Raw genomic sequence first — 21,377 nt, 5'->3', positions numbered from 1 at the left:
ATACGATTTACATCAGACAAAATAGAGCACCGGTTTAAGCCGGTGCTTTTATTTCAGGCGCGGATATCGTCATACTCGCGGGTGTTATCAAACTCATGTTTGGCAAACGGGCACAGCGGGATAATTTTTCGCTGCTCGCCGCGCATTTTTTCCACCACCTTCGCCACCAGCTGTTTGCCTACCCCCTGACCTTTCAGGCTCTCGTCAACGTCGGTATGTTCAATAATGCTGAGATGCTCGCCGGTGGGGACAAAAACAATTTCGGCAACCTGATTCCCCGCCGCATCATTGACGTAAAACTTGTTATGACCTTCCAGTATCTCCACTATTTCCTCACTTATTTTTGGCAATATTTCAGGGCGCCGCTCGGGCAGGTATCGATCACCCGTACGACGGTGGCGACATCCACTTCGTCCGGGATGATCCACGGCTTACGCTTGAGGTTAAAGAGCTTTGCACTACCGCGCACGCAGTTTCCCGAGTGCTGACAGATGTCCGTGTTGAAGTAGACATCTATCTTCTCTCCGGTATAGGCCCGATAGCCAGCTTCCAGTAGTTCCTTATCCATGACATTGCCTCATTATTTTTTTATTGTTCAGGTGCTAAGCATAGCCCTGCCAAACCGCCGCCGCTATGGGGAAATGGCGAATCCCTAATGTATATATCGTTAAGACTTAGCGTATTGATGCAAAATAAATGATTTAATTATCATCTTATCCTGGTCGCTCTATTTCATGCATCGCCCCGACATTCCCCCTCAATAAGCAGAGGGAAGTGCTGAGGCACTATTATTTCCGCAAAAGGGCGATTAAACTCATTTCACTATGGCGTGAGTATTCGGGACTTCTCCTTTGAATCATCAAGTAAAACCGGTGCGTCTGGCACTATTATTCCAGCCTGTTTTTCTCTCTGGTTGTTCATTATCACCAGCGATTCCGGTATTCGGTGCGGCCTTCCCCGGCTGGTTTTTCTGTTTATTAGGCGGCCTGTTTTTACTCATTCCCTGCCATATCCTGATCGTTCGTCAAGGCTGGCAGGCGAGGTTCTCGCCGCTGATATTCAGCTACCTGGCCCTGATGTTCCTGTTCGCCACGATCCTGTGGTTCCTGTTCTTTGTGTACTAAGTTGTGTACTAAGCCCCTATGACAAACTCCAGCCCCAGCGTATTACGCAAAAAATGGCCGTTGCTGACCCTCGTTCTCGCGGCGATCGTCGCGCTCATGGTGGTTATCTGGCAGCTCCAGACCTCGCCGGCGACCAACGATGCCTATGTCTATACCGACACCATCGATGTGGTACCGGAGGTCAGCGGGCGCATTGTCGAGATGCCAATTCGCGACAACCAGCGGGTGAAGAAAGGCGATCTGCTGTTTCGCCTCGATCCGCGCCCGTATCAGGCCATGCTGGAAGATGCCCGGGCCCGCCTGACGACGCTGGACGCGCAAATCATGCTCACCCGACGCACGATTAAGGCTCAGGAATACAACGCCCAGTCGGTGGCCGCCGCCGTCGAGCGCGCGAAAGCGCTGGTGAAGCAGACCACCTCGTCGCGCACCCGGCTTGAACCACTGGTGCCTCAGGGCTTTGCCTCACAGGAAGATCTCGACCAGGCGCGAACCGCTGAAAAAGCCGCCCGCGCAGAACTGGAAGCCACGCTGTTGCAGGCGAAACAGGCCGCCGCCGCGGTGACCGGCGTTGATGCGATGGTCGCCCAGCGGGCGGGGATCCTGGCGCAGATCGCGCTGGCGGAACTGCATCTTGAATTTACCGAAGTCCGCGCCCCCTTCAACGGCGTGGTGGTGGCGCTGAAAACCACCGTGGGTCAGTACGCCTCGGCGTTAAAACCGGTGTTTACCCTGATGGATGACGATCGCTGGTATGTCATCGCCAACTTCCGCGAAACCGACCTTAAAAACGTCCGCCCAGGCGTACCGGCCAGGGTCACCATCATGACCAATCATGATAAATCGTTCGCCGGCGTGGTCGATTCCGTCGGCTCCGGCGTGCTGCCGGAAGGCGGCAGCGTCATTGAAGGGCTGCCGATTATTCAGAAGAGCATCAACTGGGTCCACGTCTCACAGCGTTTCCCGGTCAAAATCGCCGTTAAGGATCCGGACCCTGAACTCTTCCGCATGGGCGCTTCCGCCAGCGCCGTGCTTCAGCCGCGATAGGGACGCAAGATGCAGCCTGTCTGGACATTTCTGAAACGGGAACTGAGCGATCAACCCGGGCGGGCGAACTACACCCTGCGCCTGACGCTCAGTTGCGCGGTACTGATTGCCCTGTTTATGACCCTGCAGATTCCCTTTTTAGCCGTAGCGCTGATCGTGGTGTTTTACGTCAGTCAGCCCAACGTGCTGATGATCAAACTGGTGAGCGTGGTCTTTTTCCTGACCGTCAGCATCGCGCTGGGCTGCGTGCTGCTGATCATCAAATGGACCTACGATTACCCGCTGATCCGCCTCGTTATCTCGGTGGGCCTGTTTTTCTGCGCGATCTACCTGATGCGGGTGCTGGGCAAACTGGGGCTGGCCTTCTTCGTGGTGGCGCTGGTGGTGATCTACGCCCAGACCTTCCCGTCGATGACCAGCCAGAGCGAGATTCTGGTGCGGCTGCTGCTGTGGCTGTGGGTGGTCATTAACCTCGCCATCGTGGTCACCTTGCTGGTTAATGCCTGTTTCCAGCAGGCTTTGCCCGGCTATCAGTTCAAAGCGCAGATCGTGGTTCTGCTGCGCCAGGTAGCCGCGCAGGTGGTACAAAACGGCGGCCCCCAGGACGCGCCGACCTTTACCGCCATCGCCGAACAGTTCGCCCGGCTGCAATCGCTGTATCACCAGGCGAGCCGCTCCAGCCCCGAGATTGCCGCCGACCCGCAGGCCTGGCAATCCCTGATGGCCGCCACCATTCACTGCTATCACCTGACCGCATTGCTGCAACCGGGAGAGGACCATGCCGCCGCCCGCCAGCAGCTTTCCGCTCAGTTGCTGACGCTGGCACAGCACCTGGACGTCAGCACCCTGCCCGACGCCCCGCCGGAGCTCGCGGCGCCGGAGACGGCAAACCGTGTGATTTTGCAGGAAATGGCCGCCACGCTAACCAGGCTGGCGCGCGGAGAGACGATCCCGCTGCCGGCCGGGGAAACCGAAAAAGCCCCCCTGCTGCTGCCCGATGCCTGGTCGAACCCGGCCTATCTGCACTTCGCGCTCAAAACGCTGCTGGCCACGCTGCTGTGCTACGTTTTTTATACCGCCGCCGACTGGCAGGGCATCCACACCATTATGCTCAGCTGCGTGATTGTCGCCCAGCCGGGACTCGGTGCCACCCTGCAGAAAACGTGGCTGCGGATCGTCGGTGCCCTGCTGGCAACCCTGCTGGCGCTGCTGATGATTGTCTTCGTTCAGCCGCATACCGAATCCCTTGTTGGCCTGCTGGCGATGACCCTGCCGGTGATGGCGCTGTCGGCGTGGATCGCTGCGGGTTCGGAGCGCATCGCCTACGCCGGGATCCAGATAGGCTTTACGTTTTCGCTGGCGTTTCTCAGCTGGTTTGGACCATTGACCAATTTGACCGAACTGCGCGACCGCGTCATTGGCATCGTGCTCGGGGTGCTGGTCTCATCGATTGTTCATCTCTATCTGTGGCCGGATAGCGAAGCCCCGCTGCTAAAATCCCGGCTGGCCCGGCTCTACCGGCAGATGGCGGAGTACCTGCGCGCTCGTGATGACGAAGTCAAACTGGTGCCGCTGTTTCACTCCCTGAGCGCGGTAGAGACCCTGACCCATCGGGTGGCGACGGAGCCGCTCAATGCCTGGGCCCATCCGTATCCACAGGCGAAGATGTGGCCGGTCAAGGCGGCTTATCTTCAGGCTCAGGAGATCGTACGGCTCAGTGAAGGTTACCGGCTGTACGCGGCGCCTGGGGATGATTTCCTGCGCCGCTGCGCCAGCCAGCTCGACGCCTATGCCGGCGATATCGAACAGCAAGGCCCCGCGCCGAGGTTCCCCGCGCAGTGCCGGCCGGATAGCCGCAATCCCTTTGGCCTGCCGCTGGTCACCTTGCTGACGACCTTACCGGACTGGTCGTCCCCTCCTTTAGCGCTTGCACGACAGGCAGACAAGTCATGAGAAAAATGGACCCCGTAGCCCGCGTGCTGCGTTATTGCCCCCTCGCCCTGGCCCTGGCGCTGCTCCCCGGCTGCGCGTTAATCCAGGACGATCCCGGCGAGATGAAAATCATCAACCCGCAGCAGGTGGAGCTCGCCCAGGTGATTCATCTGGCCAACAGCGGCTGGCCCGCAGCCAGATGGTGGGAGGGCTATCACGATGCCCAGCTCAACATGCTGGTCAACCGCGCGCTGCAAAACTCCCCGACGATGCAGGCCGCACGCCTGCGCATCGCCCAGTCGCAATCCACCGTGGAACTGGCGCAGTCGGCGATGGGCCTGCAGGCCACCGCCGTCGCGGCGCAGAACCGGTTACGGGTGACCGATAAACAGTTTACCTGGCCCTACTCTTACTCGCTGCCGGTCGATAAAAACGGCCCGTGGTACACCCTGAATACCGTCGGCGTCGGCGCGACGCTGAATATCGATTTATGGGGTGCTGACCGCGCCCACGTTGCCGCCGCCATCGGCGAGAAAAATGCCCGTCAGGCCGAAACCGCCGGAATCGAGCTGGATCTCGCCAGCAGCGTGGCGCAACTGTACTTTGCGATGCAGGCGACCTTCCAGAAAATAGCGCTGCTTAACCAACTGGAGGAGATTGCCCGCCTTTCGGTGCAGGCCCATGAACACCGCACCCAGCGCGGCGTTGAGGATAGCGTGGACATCGCCAATGCCCAGGCCGAACTGCTGGCGGCGCAGCAGCAGGTGGTGAGCGCCAAGGGGATGCTGACCCGTTACCGGGAAACCCTGCGGGCGCTGATCGGCGCCGATGCCCATTCCATGCCGGAGATCCATCCGGTGGCGCTGCCGCCGCTCCAGGAGACGCTCCCGGATTCGCTCTCCTTTGAATTGCTGGCCCGCCGTCCGGATTTGCAGGCGCTGCGCGGCTACGTCACCGCATCGTTAAGCCAGGTCGACGCGGCGAAGGCAGCATTTTACCCACACTTTGATATCAAGGCCTTCTGGGGATATAATGCCCTGAGCGTGGGCGATCTGTTTAAATCCTCATTCCAGCAGATCAACCTGCTGCCGGGACTGTATCTACCGCTCTTCGACGGCGGTCGCCTGAATGCCAATCTGCAATCGGTGCGTACCGCCAGTAACATCCTGATTAAGCAGTACAACCAGGCGGTACTGGATGCCGTACGCGATGTGGCGATCGGCTCCAGCGAGCTGAACGACCTCAATCAACAGGTGGCGCTGCAGAAGCTGAAGGTCACCGCCAGCCTGGCGACGGCGCAGAGCGCCAGTGCGCACTATCAGCGAGGGCTGGTCAGCCGCTATGCGGCCCAGGAGGCGCGTCGTCCCGTCATCGCCGAGCAATTGTTATTGCTGGATTTCCAGGCGCAGCAGTTGAGCAGCGACATTACGCTGATCAAGGCGCTGGGTGGGGATTATCGCGGACCGGCGTTAGACCCACAGGCGTCAGGCAAATAGCTGCCATTCTCGCGCCTGATTGACCGCCTGAATCCGGCCATTCACCTGCAGCTTGTCGTACAGCTGCTTGAGATGCCATTTCACGGTTTCCGCCGTAATCCCTAAGGCCCGGGCGATCTCTTTATTGGAGTAGCCCTCGGCGATCAGCCCCAGCGTTTGCAATTCCCGTTCGGTCAGACGAAGGTTCGCCGGCGCCTGACGGGCTACAGCCGTCAGGATCCCAGCCTCGCTAAATTTGGCAAGGCGCTGCGCCAGCTCACCGCTGAAAGCCTCGCCCTGGCCTCCGCGTTGCTGGATAGCCATCAGCATTGCGGCCATATCCTCCCCGCCGTCCAGCAGGCTGCGCCACAGTTTCTGCTGAAACGCCCGGCGCAACGCGGGGATCCCGACGGCGATCGCCCGCTCCTGTTCCCCGGTACGCCACAGCGCGACGGCCTGAATCAGCCGCAGACGTACGGCAAACAGCCACTCGCCGACACGCTCCTGCTCATCGGCGAGCGTCTCGAGCTGCCGGGCTGCCGCCAGGGGGTTTCCATCGGCCATCAGCACCCGGCTCTGACTGAGGGTCAAACAGGCGATGACAAAATCAGCGTTCCCCGCGGCAGCCCCGTGGGCCAGTTGCTGCAGACGCAGCAGCAGGCTGCCGGCCGCCGCGCGATCGCCCGCCTGAAGCGCATTGCAAATACGCTCGGCCAGCAGCGGCGCCTGCGCCCGCAGCCATCCGCGCTGCACCGCCAGGCCTTCGGCATGCAAAAGCAGCGAGGTCATCTCGTCCGTCTGGCCGTTTATTCGCGCCAGCCTCGCCAACACGATGTAGCAGCGGCTAAAGCCATCTGGTGGGCAAAAGTCATCGATCATCTCCAGGCGGAGCATCAGCAGCGTCGCGATGGACTGCACTTCCCCCTGTTCCCAGGCAATTTCGGCGAGAATTGGCGCCAGGGTTGCGCCGCTGCTGGAGTGGGGACCGGTCTGCTGTTCAGCATAGTGCAGCGCCCGCGCCGCCTGGCGCTGAGCTTCCGCCAGGTTGCCCTGACGCAGGTATCCCTGGGCCATAACAAACGCCCGGTACACCTCGACGAACAGGTTGCGGTTCGCCACCCGCACTCCCGCTACCCGTTGCTGCACATCCAGCGCCTGCTGCGGCCGGGCATTCGCCAGGTGGCAGTAGCTGAGAATATTGCACACCAGGCCATCCACCCAGATATCACCGCAGGGTACGTCATGCAGCAGCGGTTCGACGATCGCAATGCTCTGCGCAATATTGTCGGCAAACGCTTCGCAGATAGCCCGCACGACGCGGATTTTGATCCATGAACTGTGGGCTATCTCGCGGCGGTTGGCGGCGGCCAGTGACTCAATGGCGTCCAGCAGCTGGCGGGCATCGTGAAAGCGAAAGCGGTGCGCTAACGCCCACGCTAAGTTCGTTTGCAGTTCAATGCGCGAAGGATCCAGATTGGCCGGCAGATAGCGGATCCAGCGCACCATGGTCTCGATATCGCCCTCTTCCGCCAGCGACTGCGCGCCCGCTTCCGCATGCCCGGCCCCCGCCTTTCCGGCGGCCAGCGCGTGGCGAATCGCCTCCGCCCACAACTGCTGGCCGGCAAACCAGTTACTGGCATGTTCATGCAGCGCGCGGATATCCACCTCCGCGCTATGGCGCAGGCGGTACAGCAACGCTTCGCGCATCAGCGGGTGATAACGGAACCAGAAGCCGTCCGCATCCAGGGCAGAGAGAAACAGATTGTGCTGCGCTATCCACGTCAGCATCGCTTCACCGTTGCGTTTTCCGGTCACGGCATCGCACAGCGACGGGTGCAGACGGTTGAGCATGGAGGTTCGCAGAAGAAAGGCCAACACCTCCATGGGCAGTGGCGCAAAAATAACTTCGTCCAGATAGCGAGAGAGCGCGCGGGAGGCGCTGTTCAGTTTACCGTCGGTGAGGCAGGAATGGGCGCTGCCGTTCGCTAAGGCGGCCATTTTCATTCCGGCAACCCAGCCCTCGGTGCGGGCAATCAGCCGCGGAATATCCTGCCGCTCGGGGGCCGGCGAGATCGACGTTGAAAAATAGATCCTGGCCTCGGCGGCGTTAAACCGCAGCGCATGATCGTCAATCTCCACCAGCCGATCTTCCATCTGCAGGCGGCTCAACGCCAGCGGGGGTTGGCTGCGGCTGGCAATAATCAGATGCAGTGACGGCGGCGCATGGTTCAGCAGCCAGTTCAACCCCTCATGAATGTCCGGGTCGCTAATATTCTGGTAGTCATCAAGAATCAGAAACAGCGGTGCCTGACGGCGGTGGAGCTGGTTGACGAGCCCGGCGAGAAACAGGTGGAAATCGTCAGCTGGGACATTCTCCGCCATGACATTCTCTGTCTGCCACAGCGGCCGCAGCGCCTCTTGCAGGTAACGCATCAATAGCAAAGGCGTGCTGTCATCGTCGTCGATGCTCAGCCAGGCGAGCGCATCGCCCTGCAGCTGCCGATGCTGGTACCACTGGGCCAGCAGCGTGGTTTTACCGAACCCGGCGGGAGCGCATACCAGCGTGAGGGTACTGGTGAGGGCGGCATCGAGACGCTGGAGCAGACGCTCGCGTGGCTGCAGCGTCCCCGGCGATCGCGGCGGCGTAAAGCGCGTCGCAATCAGCGGTAAGGTGCGCGCAAGACGGAACGGTTCCTGATGAACAAACCCGCTCAATGCGTCTTCCGTCGAGGGTAACAATTCCATAGCGCCATGACCTCTTCATCCCGTACGCCGGCCATTATCCCCCCCAACCGGGGGGTAGGCCATGTTTATCCATACCTATAAAGTAGTTTTATCTTCTGCCACCGATGGGCGGTACGTCAGGCCAGCTTGTTCGTGCGGCCAGCCTTTCCCATCCGGCATCCATCATCTCTTAATCAGTACAAGGTGAGTACAGAAATGGCTATCGAAAATAAAGTTGCTTTAGTGACCGGCGCAGGTCAGGGCATTGGCCGCGGTATTGCTTTACGTCTGGCCAAAGAAGGTGCGTCGTTGATGCTTGTCGACGTGAAGCCGGAAGGGATTGCGGCAGTAGCCGCAGAGATTGAGGCCCTGGGTCGTAAGGCCGCGACGTTCGTCGCCAATATTGCCGATCGCGACCAGGTATATGCCGCCGTTGACCAGGCGGAAAAGGAGCTGGGCGGCTTTGATATTATCGTCAACAACGCGGGCATTGCACAGGTGCAGGCGATCGCCGACGTGATACCTGACGAGGTCGATCAGATCATGCGCATCAACGTTCAGGGAACCTTATGGGGCATCCAGGCCGCGGCGAAAAAATTTATCGACCGCAAGCAGAACGGCAAAATTATCAACGCCTGCTCGATTGCCGGACATGACGGTTTCGCTATGCTGGGGATCTATTCCGCCACCAAATTTGCTGTTCGCGCCCTGACTCAGGCGGCGGCGAAAGAGTACGCCAGCCGTGGGATCACCGTGAACGCCTACTGCCCGGGGATTGTCGGTACCGGCATGTGGACCGAAATCGATAAACGTTTCTCCGACATTACCGGTGCGCCGGTCGGTGAGACCTATAAAAAATATGTTGAAGGTATCGCACTCGGTCGCGCAGAAACGCCGGACGATGTGGCAAGCCTGGTCTCGTACCTGGCTGGCCCGGATTCCGATTATATTACCGGTCAGTCGATCCTGATCGATGGCGGGATTGTTTACCGTTAATGTCCGAAGCGGGCCATCTTAATCAGGCGGCCCGCTGTACCTCGTTTCTCCGCTGCCGTCAGGCGTTAGAGACTGACTTCTGAGCGCTGTCGTTGCGGGTGTTTTCCAGCATACGACGCACCGGGACGATCAGCACGCAGAGCACGGCGGCGCAGATAAGCAGCGCAATCGAGCAGCGGGCGAAGAGATCCGGCAGCATATCCAACTGGTCCGCTTTAACGTGACCGCCAATCAGGCCTGCCGCAAGGTTACCCAGCGCGCTGGCGCAGAACCACAGACCCATCATCTGGCCGCGCATTCTTTCCGGCGCCAGCAGCGTCATGGTCGCCAGACCAATCGGGCTCAGGCACAGTTCGCCGAGGGTCAGCATCAGAATACTGCCCACCAGCCAGAACGGTGATACGCCAGCCCCGTCATTGCTCAGCACATGCTGGGCCGCCAGCATCATCAGGCCAAAGCCCGCAGCCGCACAGAGAATACCGATAACGAACTTGGTGATGCTGCTCGGGCGGACGCCTTTACGCGCCATAGCCGGCCACGCCCAGCTGAAGACCGGCGCCAGCAGAATGATAAACAGCGCATTGACCGACTGGAACCAGACCGCCGGGATCTCAAAGTCGCCGATCATGCGGTTGGTGTAGTCATTGGCAAACAGGTTAAATGAAGTTGGCTTCTGTTCAAATGCCGACCAGAAGAAGGCGGCAGAGACCAGCAGAATAAAGCACACCAGCAAGCGCGCGCGCTCTTTACGGCTCAGTCCGGCAAACATGAAAAGGTAGATAAAGTACAGCACCACCGAAGCGGCAATCACGTACACCAGCATGCTGGCGACCGCGACAGGGTTTACCACAATCACGCCCTGAGCAATCAGCGTGATGATCACCGCCGCGCCAACCGCCAGCGCCAGCAGCCATGCGCCGACGCCGTTTTTCTTCGCCACCGGGCTGTTCCAGGTCGAATCGAGACCCACTTCGCTGTCATAACGCTTCATCGCCGGTACCGCGAAGACGCGGAAGATAACCAACGCGACCAGCATCCCGAGACCACCGATGCCAAAGCCCCAGTGCCAGCCGTGCGATTTGATCAGCCAGCCGGAGATCAACGGAGCGATAAACGACCCCATGTTGATGCCCATATAGAACAGCGAAAACCCACCGTCACGACGGGCGTCACCTTTCTTGTACAGCGTGCCCACCATCACCGAGATACAGGTCTTAAACAGGCCCGACCCCAGCACGATGAACATCAACCCGATGAAAAACAGATTGTCGCCCATAAAGGCAGACAGGGCGATCGACAGGTGACCCAGCGCGATCAGAATCGATCCATACCAGACTGCCTTCTGCTGGCCCAGCCAGTTATCCGCCAGCCAGCCGCCCGGCAACGCCGCCAGGTACATACTGCCGGCAAAGATACCGACGATCGCCGAGGCGTTCTCACGCGCCAGCCCCATTCCGCCGTCATACACGGTGGCGGCCATAAACAGGATTAATAATGGGCGAATCCCGTAAAACGAGAAACGCTCCCACATTTCAGTAAAAAATAACGAACCCAGAGGATAAGGATGACCAAAGAAGGTCCGGCTTTCATTTTTATTCACAGAGGAATGCATAACTTCTCCAGATAAGGTGCGCCGCAGAAAACATATTGACTATGTATACATCCGGCCAGTAATTAACATGAGGTATAATATTTTTTAACCATTTGATAACCAGATTCTGGTTTTGTCTAGCCCCTCACCCCAATCTTTTAGATGAAAACTCGACAAACGTCTACTTTTATAGATTTTAAGTTGGCCAAAGTCAAAATGTGATTGACTTCTCAAATGAAAATAAATGAAAGGATTATTCGATTATAAACAATGAGTTAAATGAATAGATTATCGTATTGATGTCATGTGCAGAAAGGCAGGATAACGCGATAAAAAGTAGGGGAAATACCAGGTTGGTCGCCGCGATGTTAGGAAGTATCGATAAGTTGTGATCTTAGCTGGCCGGTAGGATGACGGCACTGAGGGAGGCGGGTCGAAGCCGGACCAACAGCACCGAATTTTTGCAATGCCTGAGAGGGAGTGTGTAAATTTTCGCGCGTGAACGCTATGCCCAGCGCCGGTTCTGCAGCACCACCCGGTAACCGTCGGCATCGACGAATGTTTGCCCGTTCACGTCCCAGTACGGGTTAAACGCTGATACCACGCGAAAGCCAGCCGTCACCATTCGGGCGCAAGCGTGCTCCCAGTCGGGCTTGTCGGGGTAATAGAGAACCAGTAAATCCTCATTCGTCGGGCCAGGCTGCACCGGGTGCCGGTGACAGATGGTGAATTCAAGGTGCCAGGGCAGCGTCGAATGGCCCAGCATAATTCCACTGAAGCCGTCATGATCGGCGAAATCGGCAATGCGCTCCAGTCCCAGTCCCTGGCTGTACATCGCACAGGCGTGCTCAAGGTCGCTGACCGGTCGGGCAATACGCATGTGGCTGAAGATCATAGAAGCTCCCGTGGGTTAACAAGTGCTGCCCACCATGGGCAGCGGCATGGTTACTGTACCCGCGATTCCGGGCGGCATTTGTCCGTCAGAGCCTTATCGTATTTATGATGTGTCCGCATCATCCTTTGAATAAACGCGATTTTATTTCCATCGTTTAAAAATATTCACACTGAATATACTACCAAATAACATTGAAGACAGATCGCGGACATAATAAAGCAACACAGTTGATCACCTGTGTTTAAATATCGCGTCAGAAAAATCTCATTTGTCAGTGGCTGAATTTTGCTCTACACTAGTATGGCAATTTGTATCACTATATGTAATTAGACTCACTAATAACATGTTTGCCGCAACCACTCTACCTGTGACTATTTTCCTAAGATGAACAATATCGATAAAAACAAAAGATTTATCATCGGTACTCAAGTCGAGTTCATCCCTTCACAAAGGGAACTGGTCGATATTCATAGTGGCAAAAAAATCAGATTACAGGTACCGGCAAGTCTCTGTTTTAAAAAATTATTAGATGCTAATGGCCGGATTGTCTCCCAGCAAGAACTGATCCTTTGTGGCTGGGGACCAAAACGTCACGCGAGTATTAATGCTAATACTTACTACCAGAGCATTTTGCACCTCCGAAGAAGCCTGGCCAAATTGGGCTTAGAGGATATTATTGATACCGTTCCACGGTATGGTCTCAAACTTAATGGTAGTATTCACATTGAGGTAACATACAGCAATGATGAATCGTCGCAGAGCGGCCTGCAACTGGTAACAACAGACGCTGAAAATAGCCAGACAACGGCCAACGTTAGTGCCCAACCTGCTGATGGATCCGGGGTCGATAATGTAGAAAGCCCAGGCACCAGGGCGCAGCTTGAAAATAAAATCCCCCCAGCCAAAATCACGCCCTCTTACATCCTCGACGCTCCCAACCAGGCTCAGGGAAAACGACCTAAACTGCCGCTGAAATATATCGCATTGGTTCTTATTCCTGTCATTGCCATTGCCTTGTTTTATCACATCACGCATAAACCAGCGCTGGCCTTTGCAAACTATATCAGCCTGGATACCACTCCGTGTCATATTTACAGCAAGAAGGTAAAATACACCGACGCTGAGGCTCAAGAGTTACTGCAAGAAGCTGTCCTGTCATGTCAGAGTGATTCAACTCTTTTTCTTGCCACTTCGCCGATGAACTCGCAGCTAAACATCATTTACTGCTCCCGTTATACCAGCAAAGAGCAGGACTGCCGTTCTGTTAGCATCATGAAAAAGATGAAGGAGCCCCAATGAAAAATAAAATCATCTACCTTGTCTGTTTCATTGCGATACTGGCTGGCGGCGTTTATTTACTCTTACAGTACAATACTGGTATTTCTGGTGATGAAACGATCTCATGTCAAAGTCAAAACACCGTGATCCATGACGATTTCCGACTGAATGCCAGCTATGTTTTCACGTTAAGTAAAAACAAAGGCGAGATAAGCATCAGTGGCCTGGCGACGGAAGGTGAAAAGCAGTACCAGATCAGCCGGGCGATTTATTTTTCATACAACAAATCAGATAGTATTTACGTCCTTCAAAGCCATAACATCGAAAATTTCAGTCCCGATGAAAGCCAGGGCAGCAACGTTAACCATCATCTCCCGGCTTTTTTCTATGAGCCAGAGAAAAACCTGACCATTAAAATTCAGGAAGACAGGTATCATAATAAAATAATATCTTTATATAATATACCAATATTCTATTGCCGCGACAAATAACACAACAACCGGTAATACGACAAAAAAACCACGAAAAAAAGGCCGTAAATTACGGCCTGAAGATACATGGGGTGGATTTTATTATTGATTTTAAAGTGGTATACACTTCATCCCTGAAGAAAAAGACACATCGTATAAAATCATATCAAGATTTCTGTAAGATGAAAACGTTTAATTTATTGCGCAGACAATATCTTCAGGTTAAATATAAATACCGCAATACCTTAACGACCTATTGATAATTCATGGTTATAACAGTGCTCCCCTGCAGGCTTTGAGGCACCATCGTCCCGGACGTTTCCAGCGTCGAAGAAAGATAGATCATCTGCGTACCCCGGCTACCCAGCGTCGTATTTGAGGTTTCAGCCCAGTTGATGTTATCAGCGGACATCCGGATATGGCTGTTGACTCCGTTACCGACCCGCGGCCGGGGGGTACTCATCGACAGCTTGATCGTCGCCTTCCCGGTGCAGGCAATTGACAGCGTTTGCGTCTTCACACTTCCCGCAACCTGGTCTGGCGTCAACGGACCGTGGTTAATCGTCAGCGGGCTGTTGGTGGTGCAGATGGTATATTCGGGAATAACAATATCAAACTTCATTGCCACCACCGTGGCGATCCCGGTTCTTACACCAACACTTATTATTGATGACGCATAGTTAAGATATTCGCCGGAATAGGACTCCGCCAGCTGCCCCACGCTCCCCATAATGGTTCCTTCATAGCTTCCGGCCGGGATGCGACTATCAAGTAGTGACACCAGTATCCGGGAGGTGACTGAGGCAGAAGCCGCGAAAATATGAGTCTGCCCCAGATATGAACCGTGGGTCATAGGAAAGCTAACGAGACCGCCCGCAGACAAAAATCCCGCAGAGGATGCTGCATGGCAGGCCGGGCAGGTTACCGGGACGCTAAAGCTCTGCCCGGTTGACTTGTTTTTCATCACGACCTTGCTTTCAAATACCGAAAACGCACGAATATATTTATAGGTTTGAACACCTGAGGTACTCACCCAGGGAACATAGCCTCGCGAGCCGGCCGGGCTGCGAAAATCCAGCGTCGTTTGCCCGATACCATTGCTGACATTAGTTGAGGTGATGCCGATATTTGGAGATAACGTGGCCTGAATATAAACGGCACCATGCCCACTGGCAGCCGTAAAAAAAAGACAACACGCCCCAGCGAAGCTCAGCGCTTTTTTGTTTATCAAGCCCTTCATATAAACTCCTGTAGTCCGTCGCGGCTCCCGCACACCGGAACCGTCATCGATATAAGCTAACCGCGGCCTTATTGCCGCAGGCACCATTACTGATAAGTAATGCTCATGTTTGCCGTCGCTGAAAATGCGCCCGATGCGGGAAACTGGCTTCCGAGCTGATAGGGCAACGCGCTAAAGGTAAATTGTCCGCTGGCCTGATTAACCGCTGACAGCCCCGCCAGGAGCGGAAAGCCGGGATAAAGTCCATTATCATTCAGTTTCATTGGCACTCCGGTGCCATTGCCCTGATACAACGCGATACCAAAATTAGTGATATTGGTTCGCAGCACATGACTCCCCGCCCCGCTTAACTGCGTGCCCGTCACTTTCACGTAAGGCGTCGCCTTATAATAAATACAGGTTACCGGCACGGTTAACGTTCGGAGATTACGTGCGTTCGCCACATCCGTTACCGATACATTGTCGAAATTGACTTCAATCGCGGCACCATTATTAATAACGCACGGCGGGGTTATTATTTCCCCGGTAATATTCACCACGATGTCCTCAGCCGCAGCGCTACGCGTTGCCAGCGCACACACCACCGCCATGATTAACCCCAGTCCCCTGCTCATTGCTGTGTTACTCCTTTCGGGTTTCTGGCTAACTGTCTGTCCATCAGGTCGCACCGCCTTTGGCGCCCGCGTTACGTCATCGACGCGAAGCGTAGGTTCCTGGCCCGCGCTACTCATAACGAACCTGCAGACTGGCGGTCGCCGTAAAGGCGCCGGCCGTTAATTTATCCACCCCTTTCAACTGCCCGACACCGGCATTCAGCCGCAGAGTGCGGGTCGTGCCGCTACTGCCGACTACCGAATGGGAGATATCCATCCCAGTGGCGGCGTTAAGCACCACGGGCGTAATACCATCCTGAGCACGCAGATAGACCACCAGACCCTCACCGTCGCGCGATGTTTTAATGGCGCCATCCCGGGCCATTCCCCCGGACGCCACCGGAGCCTCGACGGTTAACTTTGGTACGCCCAGGGTATAAGGGCAGTCCATGGGGACCGAGAACGGCGTCAGCGCATAGAGCGTGTGGGAGACCGGCAAAGACTGAATATCCACATCACCAAACTTCACCTCTACTGAATTATTCCCGTTGATGACGCACTCCGGAATAACCAGGTTGCCATGCAAATACACCGAGGTTTCCGCTAGCGCCGTGACGGTAAACACGTGGCTGAGTAGCAATAGCCCGGCGGGTCGCAGGAATGATAAACAAGACGTTACAAACACCATGGACGGTTCCTTGTTCCTTACTGATAATTCAGTTCAAAAGTGACCATTGCGCTGTAATCTCCCGGAACGACGCTCTTCTGCGCTATCGCCGCCGGCGTCGCCTGTGTAAAGACCCTGAAATTCAGCATCAGCGTTTTACCGGTCACGACATCACCCGCGCCCTGATGATGGGCATCGCCCAATTTCAGCAGCGAACGCCCATCGGTATCGAGAATACCGATGCCGAGGCGCCCCGCGTTCACACCGCTGACCGCCAGATACCCGGGTAAATCCGTCTCTCCCGGCCCACGAAATGTCAGGCGAACAACCTTGCCAAGCGAGGAGGCGTAGCAGTTAACCAGGCCAATTCGCAGCGGTTCTTCGTAACCCTTCGCGGGCCAGATCCAGAATAATGGCGCCGCCGCTTCCCGAAACGTCACATCCTGAGTTAGCGAGGCCGTGTCGACATGGCAGGGACGATCCAGAAGATTGCCGTTGAAGACCACATCAGCACGCCCGTCTCCAACCACCAACAACATGCCCATGACCTGAAGTACCAGGGAGAAAAATAATCGCCGCATATTCCGTTCCTCTTACTCGTAATTCAGTTGCAGGCGTAACGCCGATTTTGCTGCAGGCGTCAGCATCTGCCGCTGAGCATCATTGAGAGACCAGGTTAAACGGGTTGAACCGCCATGAAGAACGAGCCGGGAGAGGGCCGATGTCTTTTGCCCCGGAGGTAAAAAGCCACCGGACTGCCCGGTCAACAACGTGCTGTGAACCATCATCACCGATGACTGTTCCGCCGGCGTTGCCACTGAAATAAGCGGATCGCCATAGCCGCAGCCTGTCAGCTCCAGATTGAGCAAGGTCCGACGCTCACCTCGCAGAGTCACTACCGGTAGCGGCAGATGGATTTCATTGGTCTTCAACTGACATGGGGAGGAAAGCAGTTCACCATGTATATCCAGCCGTCCTTCATGACGCGCCCATTCTTGTTCCCCGCGCGAAGGCTCCAGGTCCGGAATAAATACCTGTTGCCAGGTCGAAAGCGCATCAGCGTGAAGCGTCAGGCTATTCATCGCAGCACTGGACAGTAAGGCTGTCAGCATCAGGGTTGTCGTCGTTATTTTCATCGGCCTTCCCTCGGCATTTCGCGTATTCCGGATGATTAATTTACGACCGTGCAACGCTGAGCAGCACACTGAAACTGCCGTACCGGACGCCCGCCGTAGTCATCAATCCAGCTCAGCCATGGGCTGGCGTAATTGTCCGATTTCACAACCTGCTGCGATTTTGGCGCCAGCATCACGGCATCAAACTTCCCTTCTTTTGCCGATTTTTCGCTGCCGCCAAGCCCGATAAGGGTGACGTAATACGGGGTCGGGTTTTCTATCCGATAGCCTCCGGCAACTTTGTTCAACACGACCTGATCCTGCCAGATAGCATTGGGAGCGGCTTTAATGGCGGCAGGCCGGTAGAACACTTTGATTTTGGTCTGCAGGGCAATCTGCAACACGTTCGACTTTTCGCTACGCGGTGGGATCTCGCGTAAATTGAAATAAAAAACGGACTCCCGATCCTGGGGTAACGTAGTGATATCTGGGGTTGATGACACGCGGACCATACTCCTGGTCCCGGCTTCCAGGCGCTGAACCGGAGGGGTTGCCACCAGAGGACCGGTCGTCAACTTCTCTTCACGTTCATTCTCAATCCAGGCCTGGGCAAGATATGGCAACTGATTATTATCATTGGCAATATTCAGCGATATCGACTTAAGGTTGCCATCAAAAATAGCCCGGGTACGATCCAGCGATATTGCCGCCCCTCCTTCAGGTACAAAGCCTGAGCATGCTCCTATGAGCAACATGAGTACGGCTTGTTTCGTTAACATTTCCCTTTTCTCCTCTCCCGGTCAGCGTTAATGCTTTGTGCAATTGCTCAGTTCGCCCCATGGCCCTGAGCCATGGCGATCCCTCAAATAAAACCTGCGTGTGTTTTCAGCCCCACGTCACTGATCTCCCTTTTGGCATGGCAGCAGCAGCTGACTTTGCGGCAACAGCTGTGGCGGAATAGTCACGACACACTGGGATTGCGCGTCCCACTTCACCGCCAAAGATTCACCGGGGTTAACGCCGGTCAGCCAGGCTAAGCCGGCGTCTCCTACCATCCCCAGCTCGCGCCCTTTTGCGTTACTGACGCTGGCACCAAATGGCGGATGGCTCCCGTCACTCATGCTCAGTACGGCGAACAAGCGCTGGCCTTTTAATACTTCAAACTGGCGATAACCAATGGCACCTTCCGTTAATGCCGACTCGACAACGGAACGGGTGGCTTCCATATCATCCGGCAGTCGATTCAGGTCGACAGAGGTCGTATTGCGGTAATAACTGTTCACATCGGTCAACACGCCAATGCCCCAGCGGTTCGTCAACACTCTCCCGCCATTAACCGGTACACCGGCAATTCCGTCGGTATCCACCAGTAACCGCGTTCCGCCATTCAATCCGCCGGCGTGCAGGGCCGCACCTTTAGTGGTGACGGTCGCGCCTCCCGATAAACTCATGCCGAATGAGGTATAGCTGTCCTGCACCGCAGCGGCATTCATTGACACATTTGCCAGAGGGCTACTGTGGCTGTACCAGGCGCTCGCCTGACCACTATCGCGTTGTCCCTTCCCGCCGCTACTTACCCCGGTGTTCAGGCTGTAGCTATCAAGGCCGTTATTAACGACATCGCTGTAGCCAACGGTTTGGGTAAGACGCTTGTTATTCAGGCTACCGCTATAACTCATCGACCCCGTTCCCCACGGAACGGATAAACGTAAAAATACAATGTCGTTATCGTGTCCGTTATATTGCGAGCGTGATGCTGTAATCCCGGCAGCAATATTCCTGAAACCAAATGCATCAAAATAACGGTTTAACGAAAACGTATAATAGTTTTCGTTTATTTTGTCCCAGTAAGTCTGGTAGCTGTATTGCAAACTGACAGAGGTCTGCGCATCATCAAAATTCTTATTAAGGGTTACGGTATAAAGTTCTTTTTCTCGCCCGGTGAAATCATGTCGATAGCGTGCGTCCAGATATTGTTGCATGGTCATATAGTTGCGCTCCGAAAAGCGATAACCCGCAAAGGTAATATCCGCATTGATATCATCAAAACGCTTGGAATAACTGATACGCCACGATTTACCTTGCAGGGTTCCGGGGCCATTATTAAACTTCGCAACAGACTGGGTCACGTCTGCGGAAAGAGTGCCGAGCCGGTTCATATCATGACCAAGCCCCACTGCCGCCGTATTGTAGTCACCCGCCAGGGTTCCTCCGCCGTACAGCGACCAGCGGTTGTTTATCCCCCATGAAGCTTCGCCACCGGCAAAAAAAGGGCCTTCGGTATCATGGCCTTGCAGGTTACGCGAGCGCCCACTAACTAGCTTGTATCGAATCTGGCCCGGTCGGGTAAGATAAGGGACATAAGCGGTGGTCACCTGGAAGGTGTTCGTCTGCCCATTTTGCTCAACTACCTTTACATCAAGGGTACCCCGCACCGAACTATCCAGATCCTGGATCGTAAACAGTCCCGCCGGTACCGTTGAGTCATATAAAATTCTCCCCTGTTGGGAAATGACGACCCTGGCATTTGTATTTGCTACTCCAGAGACCTGAGGCGCATAACCTCGCAGTCTGGGAGGAAGCATCCGATTGTCACTCTCCAGGCTCACGCCGGTATAACGCCAGGTGCTGAAAATATCGGAATTAATATAGCTCTCACCGACGGTCAGCATGGCCTGCCAGTTTGGTATCGCGCGGTATAAATAATAGCGGGTCCAGTCAGACTGAGAATGCGTTCCCTGCCCGGATCCCGAGGTATGATCCAGATAGCCCTGATAATCAGCACGCATCCGCCAGGCATCAACATTGAGCCCGACGGTGCCATTATAATTTACGGACTGAGATTGCTGACCCTGATAGGGTTTATTGACATTGGCGTTGAGGTTGTAATCGAGTAATAAACCCGGAATGCCCTTATCCCAACGCGATGGCGGTAACCATGTCGCATCCGAATACTCCAGCCAGGCCTGCGGCATATTAATTTTCAACACGCCGGCGGCAGGGTCCGGGTGGAGTACGACGCCCGGTAGCTGGCTTAAATCAGCACATTGATCATCATGCCACCACGTCACCTTAAGCTTAGCTGACGGCAGCAATCCCATGCGTTCAACCATTTCTGGTATCAGGCAAGGCTGAGGTAACGGTTTGGCCGGCGTCGCAACCTGGTCCGGTTTATGTAAATCAGAAGATAAAGTATGCTCCATGAAATCAATCGCATAGGGGGATGGAGAGATCGATTGATTATTAACCAGAACCAGCATTTGATATTGACCGGGCATAATATATCCCGCCTGTGAAAAGCGGGAAAAATCGATATTCTCCCGGTCAATAGAATCCAATACATCAGTATTAAAATCTAATGCAAAGCTTTTCCCAATGGATAATACCAGAGACACCACAACAGCAACCTTGCACACTGTAAAAGGATATGTATTCATTATTTTCATTAACTATCATCCATAACAGGGCCATGTCTGTCATACCACCGGGGACAACAACCGGTAGCTCAGCACGGAGCCTCATGATCCAAAAAATCAATATTCAATTGTGATAAAAAAACCGATATATATTGAGTGCATTTATCTATAAGACTTTCCAGCCGCACCGTTATTCATAATCCACACGAAAACGTAGTGCCGCATAATAATTTCCGGCGCTTAATGGCTTGCCATTGCGAATGATTCGCAGGGTGTAATCCAGTTCATTGCTCTTGCCATATAGCTGCTGCAACGGTAACGCTTCCCCTACTCTGGCAATATCTCCCGCGCTATCAAAAATCTGCAGATCGACACCGGTTGCCTGACCAGAAACCATAAAATGCTCCGCGGTCTCTCCACGATTTCCTTCAAAAATAACTCTGGCACCGCTGCCGATAGCGCTCTGAGCATCAGTGCTCACCAGCTCACAGTTGCGGAGTCGTAATTTGAAATGTTTACGTGGCCCTACGGATGCCATTTGTAAATCCCGGACCGGGGTCCCCCCCATTTCAACCGACTGCCAGGCATCTTCCATCATTAACGTGCAAGCAGGGGTAATGACCTGACCAGAAAAAGTAGCTCGTCCATGCCAGTATCTTGCGTCCTGTTCATTTTGCGCAGTTGCCGGGGTCGTTAAAGACGACGAGGCTAACGAAATATTGAAATGCAGAGCCAGCATCACAAGCACGCAGCAAGCCACCTGATTCAGATGAAAATAATCCTTGTGCACAAGCTGACTCCTTTTTTAATGTTG

General features: G+C 55.0%; 20 protein-coding genes. 7 read left to right on the top strand and 13 right to left on the bottom strand.

Annotated features, from left to right (window positions below):
* Positions 1 to 53 precede the first annotated feature (53 nt).
* Positions 54 to 326, bottom strand: coding sequence for a GNAT family N-acetyltransferase (locus EDF82_RS16450; RefSeq protein WP_004867312.1), 273 nt, complete (start codon positions 324 to 326; stop codon positions 54 to 56).
* Positions 327 to 337: 11 nt separating this feature from the next.
* Entirely contained in the window at positions 338 to 568 is a 231-nt protein-coding gene (gene yjdI, locus EDF82_RS16445) for a 4Fe-4S mono-cluster protein YjdI (protein WP_123756593.1), read from the bottom strand.
* A gap of 283 nt (positions 569 to 851) precedes the next feature.
* On the opposite strand from yjdI, the gene EDF82_RS16440 reads away from it, so the two are divergent.
* The 4 genes from EDF82_RS16440 to EDF82_RS16425 are packed head-to-tail and all read left to right on the top strand — an operon-like array spanning position 852 to position 5,599.
* On the top strand, positions 852 to 1,124 hold the full coding sequence (locus tag EDF82_RS16440; protein ID WP_123756592.1) for a YtcA family lipoprotein: 273 nt from the start codon (positions 852 to 854) through the stop codon (positions 1,122 to 1,124).
* 18 nt (positions 1,125 to 1,142) lie between these two features.
* Entirely contained in the window at positions 1,143 to 2,171 is a 1,029-nt protein-coding gene (gene mdtN / locus EDF82_RS16435) for a multidrug transporter subunit MdtN (protein WP_123756591.1), read from the top strand.
* A gap of 9 nt (positions 2,172 to 2,180) precedes the next feature.
* Complete coding sequence (locus EDF82_RS16430) at positions 2,181 to 4,124, top strand: FUSC family protein (protein WP_123756590.1); 1,944 nt, start codon at positions 2,181 to 2,183, stop codon at positions 4,122 to 4,124.
* Between the two features lie 5 nt (positions 4,125 to 4,129).
* Positions 4,130 to 5,599 carry an MdtP family multidrug efflux transporter outer membrane subunit gene (locus tag EDF82_RS16425; protein ID WP_199733705.1) on the top strand — a complete coding sequence of 490 codons (1,470 nt, stop codon included), beginning with the start codon at positions 4,130 to 4,132 and terminating at the stop codon, positions 5,597 to 5,599.
* On the opposite strand, the gene EDF82_RS16420 is transcribed toward EDF82_RS16425, so the two are convergent.
* Positions 5,588 to 8,323, bottom strand: a complete 2,736-nt coding sequence (locus EDF82_RS16420; RefSeq protein WP_123756588.1) for a LuxR C-terminal-related transcriptional regulator — start codon at positions 8,321 to 8,323, stop codon at positions 5,588 to 5,590. The genes EDF82_RS16425 and EDF82_RS16420 overlap by 12 nt on opposite strands.
* Before the next feature lie 195 nt (positions 8,324 to 8,518).
* Here EDF82_RS16420 and EDF82_RS16415 point away from each other — a divergent pair, with 195 nt between their 5' ends.
* The gene (locus EDF82_RS16415) at positions 8,519 to 9,298 is read left to right on the top strand and encodes an acetoin reductase (RefSeq protein ID WP_123756587.1); all 780 of its coding nucleotides are present in this window, start codon (positions 8,519 to 8,521) and stop codon (positions 9,296 to 9,298) included.
* Between the two features lie 58 nt (positions 9,299 to 9,356).
* On the opposite strand, the gene EDF82_RS16410 is transcribed toward EDF82_RS16415, so the two are convergent.
* A complete protein-coding gene (locus EDF82_RS16410) occupies positions 9,357 to 10,910 on the bottom strand; it encodes a peptide MFS transporter (protein WP_123756586.1) in 1,554 nt (517 codons plus the stop codon).
* 484 nt (positions 10,911 to 11,394) lie between these two features.
* Entirely contained in the window at positions 11,395 to 11,784 is a 390-nt protein-coding gene (locus tag EDF82_RS16405) for a VOC family protein (protein ID WP_123756585.1), read from the bottom strand.
* A gap of 384 nt (positions 11,785 to 12,168) precedes the next feature.
* On the opposite strand from EDF82_RS16405, the gene EDF82_RS16400 reads away from it, so the two are divergent.
* The gene (locus EDF82_RS16400; RefSeq protein WP_123756584.1) at positions 12,169 to 13,083 is read left to right on the top strand and encodes a hypothetical protein; all 915 of its coding nucleotides are present in this window, start codon (positions 12,169 to 12,171) and stop codon (positions 13,081 to 13,083) included.
* Positions 13,080 to 13,553 (top strand): hypothetical protein, encoded by a 474-nt coding sequence (locus EDF82_RS16395; protein WP_123756583.1) that lies wholly within the window; start codon positions 13,080 to 13,082, stop codon positions 13,551 to 13,553. Before EDF82_RS16400 ends, EDF82_RS16395 begins: the two co-directional genes overlap by 4 nt.
* Before the next feature lie 232 nt (positions 13,554 to 13,785).
* On the opposite strand, the gene EDF82_RS16390 is transcribed toward EDF82_RS16395, so the two are convergent.
* The 8 genes from EDF82_RS16390 to EDF82_RS16355 all read right to left on the bottom strand — a co-directional run bounded on the left by EDF82_RS16390 (position 13,786) and on the right by EDF82_RS16355 (position 21,353).
* On the bottom strand, positions 13,786 to 14,772 hold the full coding sequence (locus EDF82_RS16390) for a hypothetical protein (RefSeq protein WP_123756582.1): 987 nt from the start codon (positions 14,770 to 14,772) through the stop codon (positions 13,786 to 13,788).
* An 86-nt stretch (positions 14,773 to 14,858) separates the two neighbouring features.
* Entirely contained in the window at positions 14,859 to 15,362 is a 504-nt protein-coding gene (locus EDF82_RS16385; protein WP_158613272.1) for a fimbrial protein, read from the bottom strand.
* A gap of 133 nt (positions 15,363 to 15,495) precedes the next feature.
* Positions 15,496 to 16,053 (bottom strand): fimbrial protein, encoded by a 558-nt coding sequence (locus tag EDF82_RS16380; RefSeq protein ID WP_123756580.1) that lies wholly within the window; start codon positions 16,051 to 16,053, stop codon positions 15,496 to 15,498.
* 17 nt (positions 16,054 to 16,070) lie between these two features.
* Positions 16,071 to 16,613, bottom strand: coding sequence for a fimbrial protein (locus tag EDF82_RS16375; RefSeq protein WP_123756579.1), 543 nt, complete (start codon positions 16,611 to 16,613; stop codon positions 16,071 to 16,073).
* Positions 16,614 to 16,625: 12 nt separating this feature from the next.
* Positions 16,626 to 17,168 (bottom strand): pilus-assembly fibrillin subunit, encoded by a 543-nt coding sequence (locus tag EDF82_RS16370; protein WP_123756578.1) that lies wholly within the window; start codon positions 17,166 to 17,168, stop codon positions 16,626 to 16,628.
* Between the two features lie 35 nt (positions 17,169 to 17,203).
* Positions 17,204 to 17,926, bottom strand: coding sequence for a molecular chaperone (locus EDF82_RS16365; protein ID WP_123756577.1), 723 nt, complete (start codon positions 17,924 to 17,926; stop codon positions 17,204 to 17,206).
* 117 nt (positions 17,927 to 18,043) lie between these two features.
* Positions 18,044 to 20,593 (bottom strand): fimbria/pilus outer membrane usher protein, encoded by a 2,550-nt coding sequence (locus EDF82_RS16360; protein ID WP_227540136.1) that lies wholly within the window; start codon positions 20,591 to 20,593, stop codon positions 18,044 to 18,046.
* 160 nt (positions 20,594 to 20,753) lie between these two features.
* A complete protein-coding gene (locus tag EDF82_RS16355) occupies positions 20,754 to 21,353 on the bottom strand; it encodes a fimbrial protein (RefSeq protein WP_227540135.1) in 600 nt (199 codons plus the stop codon).
* Between the last annotated feature and the right edge of the window lie 24 nt (positions 21,354 to 21,377).

The organism is Klebsiella sp. BIGb0399 (genome assembly GCF_003752615.1).
GTDB lineage: Bacteria > Pseudomonadota > Gammaproteobacteria > Enterobacterales > Enterobacteriaceae > Klebsiella > Klebsiella lignicola.
This window is presented reverse-complemented; position numbering and strand designations above follow the sequence as displayed.